The organism is Streptomyces rhizoryzae (assembly GCF_023155275.1).
In the GTDB taxonomy this organism is placed as follows: Bacteria; Actinomycetota; Actinomycetes; order Streptomycetales; family Streptomycetaceae; genus Streptomyces; species Streptomyces rhizoryzae.
Window position 1 is genome coordinate 85,229 of the sequence record NZ_JALMUV010000008.1, and the last position, 16,271, is coordinate 101,499.

Consider the following 16,271-nt stretch of genomic DNA (forward strand, 5'->3'; position numbering starts at 1 on the left):
ACAACAGGTGATGAGGAGACCCCCACATGGGAGAGATCCAGCGACCCGGAGCGCTCTACCAGCAGATTGCCGCCGCGATCCGCAACGGCATCACCGAAGGCGAATACAAGCCCGGCGCCCCCCTCCCCTCAGAGGCCGACCTCATCAAGCAGTACGGGGTCAGCCGCCCGACCGTACGGAAGGCCATCGCTGCACTCCGCGCCGAAGGGCTCATCGAGGTAACCCACGGCAAGCGCAGCTACGTCCGCGCCCTCCCTGCCCCGGCGGTCAACATCGAGCGGGCCATCACCCGCAGCGGCAAGACCTTCCGTACCGGTCACCAGGACTGGCAGCAGGCCGAAGCCCCCACCGTCTACCGCACCACGACCACGGCCGCCACGGGCCCGCTGCTCGGACTCGCGGAAGGGGAGGCGCTGTTCGCCGTCGATCGCCTGCTGGCCGACCCGCACACCGACACCCGCGCCCTGCACCGAGTGCTGATCCCGTTCGCCACCGCCGACCAGGCCGAGCAGCTCGCCGAAGCGCCGGACACGGAACCCGAGCAGATCTACGCCCTTCTCGCCGCGGCCGGGCACAAGCTCACCTGGCACGAGACCGTCAGCGCCCGCATGCCCCTTCCCGACGAGCGCGACGCCCTCCAGGTCCCCGACGCGACCCCGATCCTGCTCGCCTCACGGCTGACCCTCGGCACCGACCAGCACCCCTTGATTCTCGAAGAGCTGCGCACCGGCGCCGACCGCGCCCAACTCGCCTACCGCCTCACCGCCGACAGCCCCCGCACACTGCACGCCGTCTAAAGCCTGCCGTCCGGCGGGTGTCGAAAGCTGGCTTCACTTACTCAAGGGCGCGCCTGCGGCGCGCCGGGCGGTTCGGCCGCCCCGCCGGGCTGCGGCCTGGCGGCCGGTCCCGGCGGACGCCCACCGCCCGCACCACCGCAGCCCGCCCGAGCACCGCCAGCGGACAACCGCCGTACGGGCTCGGGGCGTTGTGGCTGGGGCCGGCGGCCGCGGAGACTTTAGGCAGCCACCACGGGGCGAGCCTCTAAGAACAGGGGGCCGATCGGGCCATTGCGGGCAGGCCAGGAGCCAGCCCGATCGCGGGTCAGCGTAAGGCCCCCTGTTCTCTCGCCCCGTGGCAGCTCCCGCCCAAAGTCCCCACGACCACCGGCGCTCCCACCGCGCGCCACCCGGCACCGCACGTCCCGAAGCCGGCCCCGCCAATCAGCGGGACGAACGGTCACGCCGGCATCAGCCCGCGGTCGTCCACCATGAGGTTCTGAACGTGCGCATCCCCGTGGACAGGCCCCGTCGCCGACTCGAACCGCAGTCCCGCGTACTCATCACGCAGTTCACGATCCCGCTTGCGCAAGAACTCGATGTCGTCCGTCAGGTATCCCCGCAGCCCGGTCAAGGCGAAGATCCGTCTTCCCGAAAACGCTGTACGTAGGGATGTCCAGCCCGGCCGGGAGGTCCAGGGTGTGCAGGTCACGAAGCACCGCCCCCAACTCCCCGTACGTAGCCTTCCGGTCACCCTCAACGAAGAGATGCCAGAAGGTCACCGGGTGACCGTGGATCAGGAGGGGTTGTTCAAGATCACCGATGACACGTGCGGCAGGGAAACCTTCACCGGCCAGCCAACGTGACACCGCCACTTCATTCCGAGCCAAAGGCAGATAATCGGCAGTCCGCGCGATCCGCACGATCACCGGCGCGGACGCCAGGCGGAACAGAGCGTTCTCCCCGAAGCGGATCAACTCTGCGCCTCTGTCTTCGAGCCCCGCGGCCCGGCACGCAGCGACCAACACCCGCCCCGCCCCCGCCGACGTGAACCTCTCTTCCCGACTCCGAGCAGCGTCAACCGTCATGCCCGTACCAGCTCCCCAAATCAAGCGCGATCAACCGGCTCCGCCCATGGGTGACCCACCCGACGCCGCCGGACTCGACAACGACCGTACCGAGGGAAGCCCGCTTCGAACGAGGGGCCAAGTGGATCAAGGCTGAACCGGAGACACTCACCGACAAGCAACTGATGTCGCTGGAGGCAGTACACACAGGTGCGCCCCGGCCCTGGGAAGGATCGGGGCGCACTCGGTGAGACAAGGTCAAACTAGGCAGCAGCCGCTACCACAGCCTTCTCCTCCGCGTCGTCGTCAGCGGCCGTCTCCAGGCTGATGTTCTTGACGCCGTCGTACGCGTCACGGACGAGGATCCCCTCACGCGCCGCCAAGAGCAACTGCATACCGATTGACGGGCGCCCGTACCTCAGTCACCGCTCAAGTGCGCACCGAGGCACAATGTTGCGCGACATAAAAAGACGTTGATCTTACCAGATCAACTGGCGACATTCGGGTGCTCTTCTTTCATTTCGACCACTCCGGATCTTGCATTAACATGAGTGAGTGTACTTGAATGTTCACACGTAATGAGAATACGCCAAACAGCATGCCAGCTAGTCCCCTTGCGCACCGCGAGCAATTCACCCACCTCGGCCTTTCCGCATCCAGGCACAGCCTTCAATGCCAGTTGAGTGGCCCTTTGTTTGTCGATGCGGACTGCCGGAACCAGAACATCAGGCACTTTCCTTGTCGATAGCTGAGAGACTCGCCCTGTCCGGTCAATCTGCACATCCAAACGCATAGGCATGAGCACATCGTTTCGATATCGGCGCCAGCTGACCATCCACCCCAGAGCCGCATTTTCTCCGACCGCCGAGACTTTCACGTCACTCTTCGGGATACCCCATGGGAAGTGATGCTCAGCGTACGCAATGGCGATATCCTTCGCCTGTGCAGAACTCGTGATCTCCGACGGGGCCCCCGGCACCGGAAAGCCTGACGGCTTTCCATTGGCCGACATGTCAAGGCTGGCGGTAATCTCGTCCTGGCCCGGCCAGTTGACTTGAACGTACCCCACGGGCAAAATCGCCATAATAGTGCCACTGGCAGAACCGTCGGAAGGCGCGAATTTCACGTCACCGATTGCATAGTGATCACCAAATGCCTGATGGACTACTTCAGTGATCGCCTTCCGTTGCTCACTGTCAGCCGAAGCTATTGACTCAGTGGCTGCCACAGTGCGCGGCTGAATAGAAGTCGCCCAGACAACACCGACTAGCACAGCAAAGCTCACGTATGTGATAGCCATCCGCCACGCCTTCGGCCGCCAGGGATCCAATCTCCCATGAGCTGTGCGCACGAGAATGAATGCCACAAGCGCGCCCAGGATACTGCCAGTCGAATTAGAAACGAAGTCGCTAGTATCACACGCTCGCCCGATGGCCGGGATGGCGCCTTGCGTGGTCTCGATAACCGCAGACGCAATCACCCCACTTGCGGCTCCGGGGAGAATCCTGCGTGCTGCAAGCACACCCAGGAATCCCACCGGGACGAACATGAGGCAGTTCAATATGCCCTGTTCCGTTCCGAAGGGTTCGAAAACGTTAAGGTTGATAACACATGTGCCGGAACCTTGAGTGCCACCCGTCGACCATAGCGTCAAACAGAGCACGCTAACTATAGAGGCGCACCAGAGTGCCAAATGTAAGGGGCGGTCCGTTTTCTCCTTCGAAGCAAAGTAGACCGCAAGACCAAATACGATGGAGATGGTAATTGCGATGACAATGAATGCCAGGTGCCCCTTGAATACGGCTTCTAGCATTTATACCTCCCGTTCCTAGCCATGTGAAAGTGCGTGTACCCCCTGGCGGTTATACCGCAGGGGGTACCAAGCAGTATCGCCGACCAACTGGCGAGACCGTCAGTCAACAGGGCTATTTCCTGACGGAAGCGGATTGTGTCGCGTCGATGCTGACTAGCACTTCCTCGTAGGCGGAGTCTGGTACTGGCCTCCACCTGCGAGAAGAAGGCCGACGTCAGGGTTGCACGAAGCGCCGGGAGTCCAACTCGCCGTAGCGTTTAATGACGTGCTGCACGTCTTCGGGCCGCTCCAGTGCACCCCTCCGTTTCTCATGTATCCCACCTTGCACGAAACGTCACCCCCTCCGGTCTTGTAGTAGTCCACGCCTATGTGGCTACCGTCGTTAGTTTCGTGCAGAAGCAGAGAACCGTTACTGAGCGAGGTGCACACATCCCAATTCGAAATGTAGCCATCGTGCGGGCAGTTAAAACTAGCAAGCGCTGCTTTCTTCACCCCGCCGGACACCTCCACGGCGTTCGCGGTAGTAGCAGTCAGCAGCGGCACCAGAGCGACGGACGCAATCGCAGTTGCGACACGAAGATGCGAATTCATGAAGCCCCCTTTGTTTATTTATCTGGTCAAGACAGCGCAAGGCTCTAACAATTTTCGACTCTGGTCCAGCCGCTTTTCGGTCACCATGATGGCCGATTTGACAACTTCGTATCAGCAGCCAAGCAGCGCCGGTGTTCCTCGTAAGATTGAGGACTTCTTGAATCTCGGCAGTGAGATCGCCCCCGAGGACCGAGTCTGCTGCGTCTACGCTCAGCGCCTGCCGCTCGATGATTCAGCCTCGATGACACATGCAGCGGAGAAGTCCTCACCAGCCTGCCGGTGTGAGCCACCTTCATGCCCGCTCACGTCATCGTCAACGTCGATGTCTTAAACGAGGAGGCCGGCCTGGCCTACGCAGCCGTGGCCCAGGAGTCCATCCTCAGCCATGGCGGCCGTTACCTGGTCTCGGGCTCCACATCCGAGCCAGTCGAAGGCACCTGGGATGCCTCCCGTTTCATGGTCATCGAGTTTCCCGACATGGACCGGATCCGGGAGTGGTACGACTCCCCGGAGTACCGGCGCGCCCGGGCGATACGGGAGGGCAAGGTTCGGGTGGGGATGATGTTCGTCGAGGGCACGTTACCCGAGGGCTTCTCGCTCCCGACCTAGCGGCCATCAGGCCCCCGAGCCCGCACGACAGCCCGAAGATGACAAGTCGTCGCGAAGCCGTGCCTCATAGTGTGGCGACATTCGGCGACGGACGGTACTCAGTCGGGACTACTGCACGGAGTCGGCCGCAGAACCGGTCGTCAGCCGCGCGAAGACGGTGACCTCCTCGTCCCGAGCGCAAGAGCGGACGGCCGATCAATGGGGCGTCCGCCACCTGTGGTGGAGTATCAAGTCCCGCGCAAGTACGACTAAAGCGTCCGACTTCGGAGCAGGTTCGATGCCCGTCGGACAGGACGCTCCCCAGTTCGTTTCGAACGGGGTACTTAGCTTGACCCCGTCCCGCCCGGCCCGCAGTAGGCAGTAGCACTGCTGTGCCCCGATCTCGTCGAGGTCGGGGCACAGCCACAGGACAAGCTCAGGCTAGACAGCAGTCGTCGCTACGGAGACCTTCTCCTCATCCAGGCTGATGCTCTTCACGCCGTTGTCGGCATCGCGATCGAGGATTCCCTCAGGCGCCACCACGATCAACGTGCATACCGGTTGACCGGCCACGCTGGTCGTGGTTCGCATCATGCCTGGGATTGGCGATCAGTGGACCGACGTCCAGCGGGTCCAGGCTGGGCCTCTCACACCGCAGGCAGCGGCCCACCGCTCCAAGCATCAGGAGTCAGCCAGCGGCAAGTAGACCCGGTTGCCGGCAGCCGCGAACTCCTTGGACTTCTCCAGCATCCCGGCCCGGACCTCCTCGGGGGTCGCGCCCTCCGCGCCACCGAACTGCTCTGTGATGCTTCTGCTAATTTTCATCGAGCAGAACTTCGGACCGCACATGGAGCAGAAGTGGGCGGTCTTCGCCGGTTCGGCGGGGAGGGTCTCGTCGTGGAAGGCGCGGGCGGTGTCCGGGTCGAGGGCCAGGTTGAACTGGTCCTCCCAGCGGAACTCGAAGCGGGCGTCGGAGAGCGCGTCGTCCCAGTCCTGGGCGCCCGGGTGGCCCTTGGCGAGGTCTGCCGCGTGAGCCGCGATCTTGTAGGTGATGACGCCGGTCTTGACGTCGTCGCGGTCGGGGAGGCCCAGGTGCTCCTTGGGCGTGACGTAGCAGAGCATCGCGGTGCCCCACCAGGCGATCATCGCGGCGCCGATCCCGGAGGTGATGTGGTCGTAGGCGGGCGCGACGTCGGTGGTGAGGGGGCCCAGGGTGTAGAACGGGGCCTCCTCGCAGATCTCCTGCTGGAGGTCGATGTTCTCCTTGATCTTGTGCATCGGGACGTGCCCCGGGCCCTCGATCATCGTCTGCACGCCGTGCCGCTTGGCGATGGTGTTGAGCTCGCCCAGCGTCCGGAGTTCGGCGAACTGCGCCTCGTCGTTGGCATCCGCGATGGAGCCGGGACGCAGGCCGTCGCCCAGCGAGTAGGTGACGTCGTAGGCCGCGAGGATCTCACAGAGCTCCTCGAAGTGGGTGTAGAGGAAGGACTCCTTGTGGTGCGCCAGGCACCAGGCCGCCATGATCGAGCCGCCGCGGGAGACGATGCCGGTCTTGCGGTGGGCGGTGAGCGGGACGTAGCGGAGCAGCACGCCGGCGTGCACCGTCATGTAGTCGACGCCTTGTTCGGCCTGCTCGATGACGGTGTCCTTGTAGATCTCCCAGGTCAGCTCCTCGGCCCTGCCGTCGACCTTCTCCAGCGCCTGGTAGAGCGGGACGGTGCCGATCGGCACGGGGGAGTTGCGGAGCACCCACTCGCGGGTGGTGTGGATGTTGCGGCCGGTGGAGAGGTCCATGACCGTGTCGGCGCCCCAGCGGGTCGCCCAGGTCATCTTCTCCACCTCCTCCTCGATCGAGGAAGTGACCGCGGAATTGCCGATGTTGGCGTTCACCTTCACCAGGAAGTTCTTGCCGATGATCATCGGCTCGATCTCCGGGTGGTTGATGTTCGCCGGCAGCACCGCGCGGCCGGCCGCGATCTCGTCGCGGACGAACTCGGGGGAGACGTTCTCGCGGAGGGCGACGAACTCCATCTCCGCGGTGATCTCACCGCGCCGGGCGTAGGCGAGCTGGGTCACCGCGGCGCCGTCCCGGCCGCGGCGCGGCTGGCGCGGCCGGCCCGGGAAGACCGCGTCGAGGTTCCGGAGCCCGCCGCGCGGCGAGGTGTGCTTGATCCCGTCGTCCTCCGGACGCATCGGGCGGCCCGCGTACTCCTCGGTGTCGCCGCGGGCGATGATCCAGTTCTCCCGCAGCGGGGTGAGTCCGCGCCGGACGTCGGTTTCGATATGGGGATCGGTGTACGGACCTGACGTGTCGTAGAGCGTCACGTCCTTGCCGTTGGTGAGGTGCACCCGCCGGACCGGGACCCGCAGATCGGGGCGCGATCCGGAGACATAGCCCTTGTGCCAGCCGATCTGCGGCTTCTCGCCGTCGGCCGGACCGTTTTCAGGCGTGCGTGCATCCTGCAGAGTCATATAGACCCAACTCCCTACGCCGGCATTACCCGGTAACAGGTTCGGCGGTCGACGCAGCGGCTTCCGTCGTCCGGTGTTTCACGTGAAACACCGCTGGGACGGAGGTCAGCGCCCTCTCAGCCCGGTGCTCCGAGCTCCCGCGATTGCAAAGGTGGCACCACGGTAGCGGCCGATGCGCCGGTGTGAACAGGGGGCCCACCGGTTCTTGCGATGATCGGGCGGTGAGCCCTCCCGAAGACCGGCACGCCATCGTCGCTCCCGCGCACCACCACGGTCACGGCCATGGGCCGGCAGCCCCCGTCTCCCGGCATCTGCGCAAGGTCATCGCCGCGGTCCTGATCCCGTTCGCGGCCGCGGTGGCGGTCGGTCTGATCGTCCTCTGGCCCGGCGGCGCGCCCCCGCACCCGCCGTCCGGGGTGGGCTTGGACCAGCCGACGGAACAGGCCCGGGTGGTCACCGTCGAGGAGGTCGACTGCGCGGCGGTGCATGCCGAACGGCATCCGCAGCCGGCCGGTCCGGGGGACGGGCCACCGTCCGGGGGAGCGGCCGCGGACAAGCCCTGCGAACAGGCGACGATCAAGGTCACGACGGGGGAGAACGCCGGGCGGACCTTCCGGACCGTGGTGACACCGGACTCGCTGCGGCGCTACACCACCGGCCAGGAAGTGATCGTCTCCTACTCCCCCAAGGCCCCGGCGGAACTCCAGTACGCGGTCCGCGATGTCGACCGTACGGTGCCGATGTGGGTGCTGGCCGCGGTCTTCGCCTTCGCGGTCGTGCTCATCGGCCGGCTGCGCGGGGTGCTGGCGCTGGTCGCGCTGGCGGCGAGCTTCGCGGTGCTGACGCTGTTCATCCTCCCGGCGGTCCTCCATGGCTCCGATCCGCTGCTGGTGGCGGTGGTCGGCGGCAGCGCGATCATGCTGATCGCGCTGTACCTGTGCCACGGGCTGACCGCCCGTACGTCGGTGGCGGTGCTCGGCACGCTCGCCTCCCTGCTTCTCATCGGGGTGCTGGGTTCGGTGTTCACCGGCTGGGCGCTGCTGACCGGGAACACCGACGACACGACCGGGCTCGTGCACGGCCTGTACCCGGACATCGAGATGCGCGGGCTGCTGCTGGCGGGGATCATCATCGGCTCGCTGGGGGTGCTCGACGATGTGACGGTGACCCAGACCTCCGCCGTCTGGGAGCTGAAGGAGGCGGATCCGACGGCCGGTTGGCGCAAGCTGTACGGCGCGGCGATGCGGATCGGGCGGGATCACATCGCGTCCGTGGTGAACACCCTGGTGATGGCCTACGCGGGCGCCGCGCTGCCGCTGCTGCTGCTGTTCTCGCTCGCGCGCAGCGGCGTCGGGACGGTCGCCACCAGTGAGGTGGTGGCGGAGGAGATCGTCCGCACGCTGGTGGGCAGCATCGGGCTGGTCGCCTCGGTGCCGGTGACCACGCTGCTGGCGGCGCTGGTGGTCGCGGCGGACCGCGGGGCGCCGGGCGGGGCGCGGGCGGTACCGGCCGGCCGCGGCCGGCGCGCGGCGCGGGGTCGGCGCCGTAAGCACTGAACGCGGCGGGGGAGGGTGGTGGGGGAGAGCGGGTGCGGGCGGGAACGGGGTGGGCACGCCTGGGCGGGCACGGGTACGGGCGCACCCGGACCGGCGGACGGAGCGCGGGGGGGGTACGGCCGGGAGAGCCGGTAGCGGGGGCACCCCGGGGAGAAGACGCGGCAGCGCGGCGCGGTGGGGCCGGTGACCGGTGGCCGGTCGGTCAGCCGGCCGGGGCCTCCGTCAGGATGCGGTCCAGCGCGGCGTCCAGGGTGTCGCAGACCTCTTCCTTGCCGAGCGGGACCAGCCGGTCCGTACGGTCCAGGAAGGCGATCAGCGGGGCCGCGCCGGCCCGGAACAGGGCGCGCTCGGCGCCCACTTGGAGGCTGATGTGGACCTCGCCGAGGTGCTCGCCGGCGGTCGGCTCGACCCGGACGTCGCCCTCGCCGGTCGGCCGGCTGAGCCCGTCCAGCAGCAACTCCCGTCCGAACACCCAGCTCACCGGCGCGTCACCGGGCAGATCGAAGGTGAGCCGGACGGCGTAGGGGTCGGCGCTGTCGAAGTCCAGCTCGACCGGGATCCGGAAAGCGAGCTCCTCCGAGACGAGGAAGCTCATGATCACTTCTGCCTGAACCGTGTCGTTCATCAACCGCTGCCCCGCACTTGATCGCAGATGGCCGGGAAACGTCCCCGGACGCCCTAGTGCCGCCATCGTCGGTCACCCGCAGGCGGATCACAAGGAGTGAGTTTTCAGATACTGATAGAGAAGGCGAGTGTCGTTAGTGCCGCCTCCGCCATTGTGCGTAGCCGCGTCGTAACCGCGTGCAATCGGTGCACTTCGTCGGCGGGAAGGGACACCGCCAGCGTCGCGGCGGCCGAGCCGACCCGGATCGGGAGGGCCGCACACACCGTGCCCAGGGCATATTCCTGCCGGTCAAAGGCGACTTGGCCGCGACGCACCGTAGCCAGCCGGTGGAGCAGGTCGCCCTCCGAACGGACCGAGAACGGCGTTATCGAGTGCACGGGATAGCGGTCCAGATGCTCCCGGCGGGCCGTCTCGTCGAGCTGGGCCAGCAGGCACTGGCCGATCGCGTGGGTGTGCGCGGTGGAGCGGAAGTCGGCCCATTCCTCGACGGGCGGCCGGGCCGGGTCGTCGGTCATGGCGACCACCTCGACCTCGCCGTCGCGGTAGACGGCGAAGTAGACGGCGGCGCCCAGTTGCCGGCCGGCCGCGGCGAGGGTGTCGGCGAGCTGCCGGCGGTGGCGGCGCCGGGCCCCCGCGCGGCCGATGCACTCGGCCCCCTCGCCGATCACGAAGACCCCGTGCTCCCGGCGCAGATAGCCCTCATGGGTCAGCGTCCGCAGCAGGTGGTACGCGGTGGGCAGCGGCAGCTGGGCCTCTCGGGCCAGCTGCTTGGCGGGCGCGCCGCCGGTGTGCGCGGCCGCCGCCTCCAGCAGGCGCAACGCCCGCTGCACCGACCCGATCAGGGTGGGGTGCGAGCCGGTTTTGCCGGTGCCGATCACCATCGCCAACCCCCAGGTCCGAGCGGTGTGGTCCCGTGGCCGCGCGTCCCCCGGGACGTCCGCCGCGCCGCCCGGCCCGATCCCTCGGTATTTTCCGGAACGTCAACATCCGGAAGATGCCTGCGGTCCGCACTCTAGCCCGGGGGCTCCGGGCGCGGCGCGGGATGCCGTGAGCACTCCCGCCGCCGGACACTCCCCTGGTCCGCGTGCCCCTGAGGGACGACCCGCACACCTCCGGTGAACTGGCTGTACGCGGGGACGAACGGACCGTGACGGGCCGCTGTCCGGGGTCCTTCCGAACCCCGTTCGACCTCCGGGGCCCGGAGTGTCGGCGGCGGCCCGGGAGGACGGGGAGGCGCACCGCGTTCCCGGAACGCCGGACGCCCTGTCCCGGGGCGGGGCAGGGCGTCATCGGACGGTGCGGGCCGGCCGAAGCCGATCGGTCGGGGGCTCTCCCTACCAGTCGCTCTTGGACGACGACGAGGAGAAGCCGTTGAACCTGCGCACGAGGTAGATGACACCGGCGATCAGGGCCGCCGCGATCAGCACCTTGAAGAGCAGGCTGATCAGGAAGCCGAGGGCGGTGGCGAGCAGTCCGCCGAAGACCGCGATCAGGATGACGGGCACCACGACCCAGGTGACCCACCACGGAATGCCTGCGAGTATCCCCTTGTCAGCCACTGTTCTGCCCTGCTTTCTGTCTGCGTTGCCGGTCTCCGCCGCGCCGGTGGCACCGTCCGCGTCCTGCGCGTCTGCCGCGTCGCGTCCGGGGTTCTTCCCCTTCGTACCAACGATGCTAGGGCGCGGCAGGGCGCCGCGGGGGGCCGACAGCCCCGGCTCACCCCTGAGCTGACCCCTACGGGTTCCGGGGTCCGGCCCTCAGCTTTCGGGCGGAGAGAACACCACCACGACCCGGAGGTCCTCGCTGATGTGGTGGAACTTGTGGGGTACCCCGGCGGGTACGTAGACCACGCTGCCGCGGGCCACCGACTCGGTCTCCGTGCCCACGGTGATCGCCCCGCGGCCGCTCACGACCAGGTACACCTCGTCCTGGCCGTGCGGCTGCTGGGGGTCCACGGAGCCGGCGTCCAGCGCGTACAGCCCCACCGACATGGTGCGTTCCCGGAGGAACTGTAGATACGCGCCGTCGTTCGCGACCCGTTCCGCTTCCAGTTCGTCCAGTCGGAAAGCCTTCATCCCGTTCGCACCCCTCATCGGTCCGCCGTCGTCTGCGACGATCTCACCATGAAGCATTTCCTGGTCAAGACGCTCGCCAACGCCGCGGCCCTGGCCGTGGCCATCTGGTTGCTCAAAGGCATCACGCTCACCGGTGAGAACACCGGCCGCAAGGTGCTCACGCTGATCCTGGTGGCGCTGATCTTCGGGCTGGTCAACTTCCTCGTCAAGCCCGTGGTGAAGGTGCTCTCGTTCCCCCTGTTCGTGCTCACACTCGGCCTGATCACGCTGGTCGTGAACGCGCTGATGCTGCTGCTGACGTCCTGGCTCGCCGGCAAGGCGGCTCTCGCCTTCCATGTGGACGGCTTCTGGACGGCCCTGCTCGGCGGCGTGATCATCTCGATCGTCTCCTGGGCGATGCATGTGGTCCTGCCCGACGAGGACTGAACCGTGCCCTACCGCGTCTGCTTCGTCTGCACCGGCAACATATGCCGCTCGCCGATGGCCGAGTCCGTCTTCCGCGCCCGGCTCACCGAGGACGGCCTCGACGGGCTGGTCGAGACCGACAGCGCCGGTACCGGCGGCTGGCACGAGGGCGACGACGCCGACCCCCGCACCCGCGCCGTCCTGCACACGGCCGGCTATCCGTGCGCGCACACCGCCCGCCGGTTCCGCGCCTCCTGGTTCGCCCGCCTCGACCTCGTGATCGCCCTGGACTCCGGTCATCTGCGCGAGCTGCGCCGGCTGGCGCCCACCCCCGAGGACGCCGCCAAGGTCCGCCTGCTGCGCGCGTACGCCGGCGGCGCCGGACCCGCCGGGGACCCCGCCGCGCACGACGTACCCGACCCGTACTACGGCGGGTTCGCCGGATTCCAGGAGTGCCTGGAGATGATCGAGACGGCCTGCGACGGCCTCCTGGAGGCGGTCCGCGCCGAGGTCACCTCCACCGACCCCGGTCCCGCCGAGCCCCGGCCGGGACCGCACCGCCCCCGCCCCAAGGAGAGCGCATGACGGGCGACGGCACCCGCGCGGTACGGGCCGGACTCCCCGCACCGGAAGCGTACGAACCGCCCCTGCCCGGGCCGGTGTTCGCCGCCCACTACCACCTCCCCGGGGAGGCCGCCGGCCCGTACACCTACGGGCGCGACACCAACCCCACCTGGACGCACCTGGAAGCCGCCATCGGCGAGCTGGAGTCCCCGGACGAGCCCGCGCACACCGTCGCGTTCGCCTCCGGGATGGCGGCGATCACCGCCGTCCTCTTCTCCCAGCTGCGCACCGGCGACGCGGTGGTGCTGCCCGCCGACGGCTACCAGCTCCTGCCCGCCGTCCGCGCCCGGCTGGAGAGCTACGGCATCGAGGTCCGGACGGCGCCCACCGTCGGCGACGCCCAGCTCGACGCGCTGGACGGAGCCCGGCTGCTGTGGATCGAGTCGCCCTCCAACCCCGGCCTCGACGTGTGCGACATCCGGCGGCTGGCCGACGCGGCGCACGCCCGCGGCGCCCTGGTCGCGGTGGACAACACCCTGGCCACCCCGCTCGGCCAGCGCCCGCTGGATCTCGGCGCGGACTTCTCGGTCGCCAGCGGCACCAAGGCGCTGACCGGCCACGGTGACGTCCTGCTCGGGTACGCCACCACCCGGGACGCCGCGCCGGCCGACGCCGTCCGGCTGTGGCGCAAGACGGTCGGGGCGATCCCCGGTCCGATGGAGAGCTGGCTCGCCCACCGCTCGCTCGCCACGCTGGCGCTGCGGGTCCGCCAGCAGGCGGCCGGTGCGCTGGCCCTCGCGACCGCGCTCACCGGCCGCCCCGAGGTCACCGGACTGCGCCACCCCGGCCTGCCCGGCGACCCCGCGCACGCGCTCGCCGCCCGGCAGATGCGGCCCGGCCGCTTCGGCTGTGTGGTGTCCTTCGTGCTCCCGGACCGGGCGCACGCCGAGCGGTTCCTGACCGCGCTGACGCTGGTGGACGACGCGACCAGCTTCGGCGGCGTGCGGTCCACCGCCGAACGGCGCGCCCGTTGGGGCGGCGACGCGGTGCCGGAGGGCTTCATCCGCTTCTCCGTCGGCGTCGAGGACCCCGAGGACCTGGTCGCCGACGTCCTGCGCGCACTGGACGCGGCGAAGGAGTGACGCCGGCCGGGCGGTCCCGTACCGCGCGGCTGCGCGGAAGGGGCCGGCAGGGTATCCCCCCTCGTCACCCTGCCGGCCGGCGGCTCCGTGAGACCGGTCCGGATACGCCACGGACCGATGTTTCACGTGAAACGAACCGCTCTTACCAAGCTAGTTGACTGAGCGTCAGTGTCCAATCACGCTAGCGACACGGCCCTATCGGCAAATTTATCGGTGGCCCGCGACCAGGCCCCCAGGGCGCAGGAGGGACGCGATGGACCTGACACTGCTGCGTACCTTCGTCACGGTCCACCGGGCGGGCTCCTTCACCCGCGCCGCGGCGTTACTGGGACTCTCCCAGCCCGCGGTGACCAGCCAGATCCGCACGCTGGAACGGCAGTTGGGCCGCCCGCTCTTCGTCCGCCGCGCCCGCGGCGTCACCGCCACCACCTTCGGCGACGAACTCGCCCACAAGGCCGCGCCGCACCTCGACGCCCTCGCCGAGATCACCGAGGCCGGCCTCGATCCGGACTCGCCCACCCGCACCCTCCACCTCGGCGGACCGCCGGAGTTCACCGCCGAGCGCGCGTTACCCGCCCTCAGTCCGCTGATCACCCAGGGCCTGTCCATACGGACCGCCTTCGGCGCCGCCGACGCGCTGCTGACCGGCCTGGCCGCCGGCCACCACGACCTGACCGTGACCACCGTCCGCCCGCGCGGCGGACTGCTCACCGCCACCCCGCTCTGCGACGAGGAACACGTCCTGGTCGCCGCACCGCGCTGGGCGGCCCGGCTGGGCGGCCCGGACGTCCTGCGCGCCCGCGGCGTCCGCGCCCTGGACCCGGTCCCGCTCGTCGAGGTCCACGAGAGCCTGCCGCTGATCGCCCGCTACTGGGCCGCCGTCTTCGACGCCAAACCGACCGCCGCCGCCGCGGTGGTCGCCGGCGACCTCCGGGCGGTGCTGGCCTGCGTCTCGGCGGGCGCGGGGCTGGCCGTGCTGCCCCGGTACCTGTGCGCCGAGGCGCTCGGCCGCGGGACCGTGGTCGCCCTCCTCGACCCGCCGGTGCCGCCGCTGCGCACCTACTTCCTGGCCGTACGGACCGGGACGCTGGGGCTGCCGCACATCGCGCGGGCGCACGAGTGGCTGCTGCGCACCGCGGCGGACTGGTGAGGGGGTGGTGGGACAGGGGTTTCACCCGCCGGTGTCTGCGGCATCTGTCCCCTATGACCGTACGGCCAGTCGTGAAACGCACCGCCCGCGCGATTCTGCTCGACGGAGCGGACCTCATCCTGATCAAGCGCACCAAACCGGGCCGGGCGCCGTACTGGATCACCCCCGGCGGCGGCGTGGAGCCGGGCGACGCCACGGTCATCGAGGCCCTCCACCGCGAGCTGGACGAGGAGCTGGGCGCCAAGGTCACCGATGTGGTGCCGGTCTTCGTCGACACCGTCGAGCACCTCACCGACGGCGGGGTGGACGGCGTCAAGGTCCAGCACTTCTTCGTCTGCCGGCTGGACTCGATGGATCCGTCCCGCCGGCACGGCCCCGAGGTCGACGAGCCGTGCGGCGAGTACGAGATCGTCCGGGTGCCCTTCACCCGGGTCGGGATCGCCTCGGTCGACGTGGTCCCGCTCTCCCTGCGGCACTACCTCGACGGCAACATCGAGGGCGTCCGCGCGATGCACGCCCCCGATCTCGGCTAGCGGACCGCCGGCTCAGCCGTCGCGCCGGTCGAACCAGCCGCGGAAGCCGGCGGAGTCCTCGGCGGGGCGGCGCGGCCGGGCGCGCGCCAGCACCTGTTCCACCCGGTCCAGGAACTCACCGTTCAGCTGCGCGGCCACCTCGTCCCGCGGCGCCGGCCGCGCACCGGGCGCATGGACCGGACCGGCGCCGCCCGCCGACTCCGGGGGCACGTCCTCGTGCAGGCCGCCGCGCAGGTGCGCGTGGGTGTGCTCCGGGGGCCGGAAGGGCGGGCGGCGGTCCGCCTCGGCGGCGGCCCCGAAGAAGTCGCCGCCCTTGCGCTTGACGTCGTCGGTGCCCCAGGACCGCGCCCGGCGCGCGCCGGCCGGGACCTTCTGGAGGTGCGGTATGTGCTTGGCGCAGTGGATGTACGCCTCCTCGACCTCGACCATCACCCACAGCTGGGCCCGCCGACCGGGCACCGGGTCCACCGGCAGGCCCGGGTAGTGGGCCCGCATCTCCTCGTCCAGGACGACCCGGGCCCGGCCGTTGACGTGCAGCCCGATCCGGTCGCGGGTGAAGTCGATCATGAGGATGCCCAGCCGCGGGTTCTCGGAGAGGTTGCCGATCGACGCCATGACGCCGTTGCCCCGGTATTCCGGGTACGCCAGCAGCCGCTCGCCCAGGACCTGGACGAATCCGGGCGGCCCGGCCCGGAAGGTGGAGTCGCACTCGCCGTGCCGGTCCGCGGTGGCCAGGAAGAACATCTCCTGGCGGGGCACGAACTCCCGCATCCGCGCGTTGAGATGGTCCAGGACCTGGTCCGCGTAGAAGCGGTCGGCACGCCCGGTCGTCCCGAGTCTCTGCTGCACGAGGTGCTCACCGTCGCTCCCGGGCCGCCGCGCCGTCCCGCGCCGCGCCCGTTCCTCCCCCGCCC

General features: G+C 69.1%; 18 protein-coding genes. 8 read left to right on the forward strand and 10 right to left on the reverse strand.

The genetic code is table 11. The annotated features are described in order from the left end of the window. Positions 1-26 precede the first annotated feature (26 nt). Positions 27-797, forward strand: coding sequence for a GntR family transcriptional regulator (locus MUU72_RS09500; protein WP_248012722.1), 771 nt, complete (start codon positions 27-29; stop codon positions 795-797). A gap of 551 nt (positions 798-1,348) precedes the next feature. Here the strand turns inward: MUU72_RS09500 and MUU72_RS09505 are convergent. The 3 genes from MUU72_RS09505 to MUU72_RS09510 form a co-directional block, all read right to left on the reverse strand. Continuing rightward, the gene (locus MUU72_RS09505; protein WP_308403801.1) at positions 1,349-1,864 is read right to left on the reverse strand and encodes a phosphotransferase; all 516 of its coding nucleotides are present in this window, start codon (positions 1,862-1,864) and stop codon (positions 1,349-1,351) included. Positions 1,865-2,106: 242 nt separating this feature from the next. Beyond that, positions 2,107-2,238, reverse strand: coding sequence for a hypothetical protein (locus tag MUU72_RS35255; protein WP_282503862.1), 132 nt, complete (start codon positions 2,236-2,238; stop codon positions 2,107-2,109). Between the two features lie 92 nt (positions 2,239-2,330). Next, entirely contained in the window at positions 2,331-3,656 is a 1,326-nt protein-coding gene (locus tag MUU72_RS09510; RefSeq protein WP_248012723.1) for a VanZ family protein, read from the reverse strand. Between the two features lie 885 nt (positions 3,657-4,541). Here MUU72_RS09510 and MUU72_RS09515 point away from each other — a divergent pair. Continuing rightward, positions 4,542-4,856 carry a DUF1330 domain-containing protein gene (locus tag MUU72_RS09515; RefSeq protein ID WP_248012724.1) on the forward strand — a complete coding sequence of 105 codons (315 nt, stop codon included), beginning with the start codon at positions 4,542-4,544 and terminating at the stop codon, positions 4,854-4,856. A gap of 420 nt (positions 4,857-5,276) precedes the next feature. On the opposite strand, the gene MUU72_RS09520 is transcribed toward MUU72_RS09515, so the two are convergent. After that, positions 5,277-5,429: a hypothetical protein gene (locus tag MUU72_RS09520; protein ID WP_248012725.1), complete on the reverse strand. Its 153-nt coding sequence runs from the start codon at positions 5,427-5,429 to the stop codon at positions 5,277-5,279. A gap of 87 nt (positions 5,430-5,516) precedes the next feature. Beyond that, positions 5,517-7,307, reverse strand: coding sequence for a phosphomethylpyrimidine synthase ThiC (thiC, locus tag MUU72_RS09525; protein ID WP_248012726.1), 1,791 nt, complete (start codon positions 7,305-7,307; stop codon positions 5,517-5,519). Positions 7,308-7,528: 221 nt separating this feature from the next. On the opposite strand from thiC, the gene MUU72_RS09530 reads away from it, so the two are divergent. After that, positions 7,529-8,863, forward strand: a complete 1,335-nt coding sequence (locus MUU72_RS09530; protein WP_248012727.1) for a YibE/F family protein — start codon at positions 7,529-7,531, stop codon at positions 8,861-8,863. Between the two features lie 202 nt (positions 8,864-9,065). Here MUU72_RS09530 and MUU72_RS09535 read toward each other — a convergent pair whose 3' ends face one another. The 4 genes from MUU72_RS09535 to MUU72_RS09550 form a co-directional block, all read right to left on the reverse strand. After that, the gene (locus MUU72_RS09535) at positions 9,066-9,488 is read right to left on the reverse strand and encodes an SsgA family sporulation/cell division regulator (RefSeq protein WP_248012728.1); all 423 of its coding nucleotides are present in this window, start codon (positions 9,486-9,488) and stop codon (positions 9,066-9,068) included. A gap of 104 nt (positions 9,489-9,592) precedes the next feature. Next, complete coding sequence (locus MUU72_RS09540; RefSeq protein ID WP_248012729.1) at positions 9,593-10,369, reverse strand: IclR family transcriptional regulator; 777 nt, start codon at positions 10,367-10,369, stop codon at positions 9,593-9,595. A 453-nt stretch (positions 10,370-10,822) separates the two neighbouring features. Beyond that, a complete protein-coding gene (locus MUU72_RS09545; protein ID WP_248012730.1) occupies positions 10,823-11,047 on the reverse strand; it encodes a DUF5326 family protein in 225 nt (74 codons plus the stop codon). A 198-nt stretch (positions 11,048-11,245) separates the two neighbouring features. Continuing rightward, the gene (locus MUU72_RS09550) at positions 11,246-11,563 is read right to left on the reverse strand and encodes a cupin domain-containing protein (RefSeq protein ID WP_248012731.1); all 318 of its coding nucleotides are present in this window, start codon (positions 11,561-11,563) and stop codon (positions 11,246-11,248) included. Positions 11,564-11,611: 48 nt separating this feature from the next. Here MUU72_RS09550 and MUU72_RS09555 point away from each other — a divergent pair, with 48 nt between their 5' ends. The 5 genes from MUU72_RS09555 to MUU72_RS09575 all read left to right on the forward strand — a co-directional run bounded on the left by MUU72_RS09555 (position 11,612) and on the right by MUU72_RS09575 (position 15,357). Further along, complete coding sequence (locus MUU72_RS09555) at positions 11,612-11,989, forward strand: phage holin family protein (RefSeq protein ID WP_248012732.1); 378 nt, start codon at positions 11,612-11,614, stop codon at positions 11,987-11,989. Positions 11,990-11,992: 3 nt separating this feature from the next. Next, the gene (locus MUU72_RS09560) at positions 11,993-12,553 is read left to right on the forward strand and encodes a low molecular weight protein-tyrosine-phosphatase (protein WP_248012733.1); all 561 of its coding nucleotides are present in this window, start codon (positions 11,993-11,995) and stop codon (positions 12,551-12,553) included. Further along, positions 12,550-13,674, forward strand: coding sequence for a cystathionine gamma-lyase (locus MUU72_RS09565; RefSeq protein WP_248012734.1), 1,125 nt, complete (start codon positions 12,550-12,552; stop codon positions 13,672-13,674). The genes MUU72_RS09560 and MUU72_RS09565 overlap by 4 nt, the downstream gene beginning before the upstream one ends. 253 nt (positions 13,675-13,927) lie before the next feature. Further along, positions 13,928-14,824: a LysR family transcriptional regulator gene (locus tag MUU72_RS09570; protein WP_248012735.1), complete on the forward strand. Its 897-nt coding sequence runs from the start codon at positions 13,928-13,930 to the stop codon at positions 14,822-14,824. 53 nt (positions 14,825-14,877) lie between these two features. After that, positions 14,878-15,357 carry an NUDIX domain-containing protein gene (locus MUU72_RS09575; protein ID WP_248012736.1) on the forward strand — a complete coding sequence of 160 codons (480 nt, stop codon included), beginning with the start codon at positions 14,878-14,880 and terminating at the stop codon, positions 15,355-15,357. Positions 15,358-15,369: 12 nt separating this feature from the next. Here the strand turns inward: MUU72_RS09575 and MUU72_RS09580 are convergent, their stop codons facing one another. Beyond that, on the reverse strand, positions 15,370-16,206 hold the full coding sequence (locus MUU72_RS09580; protein WP_248012737.1) for a pyridoxamine 5'-phosphate oxidase family protein: 837 nt from the start codon (positions 16,204-16,206) through the stop codon (positions 15,370-15,372). Positions 16,207-16,271 lie beyond the last annotated feature (65 nt).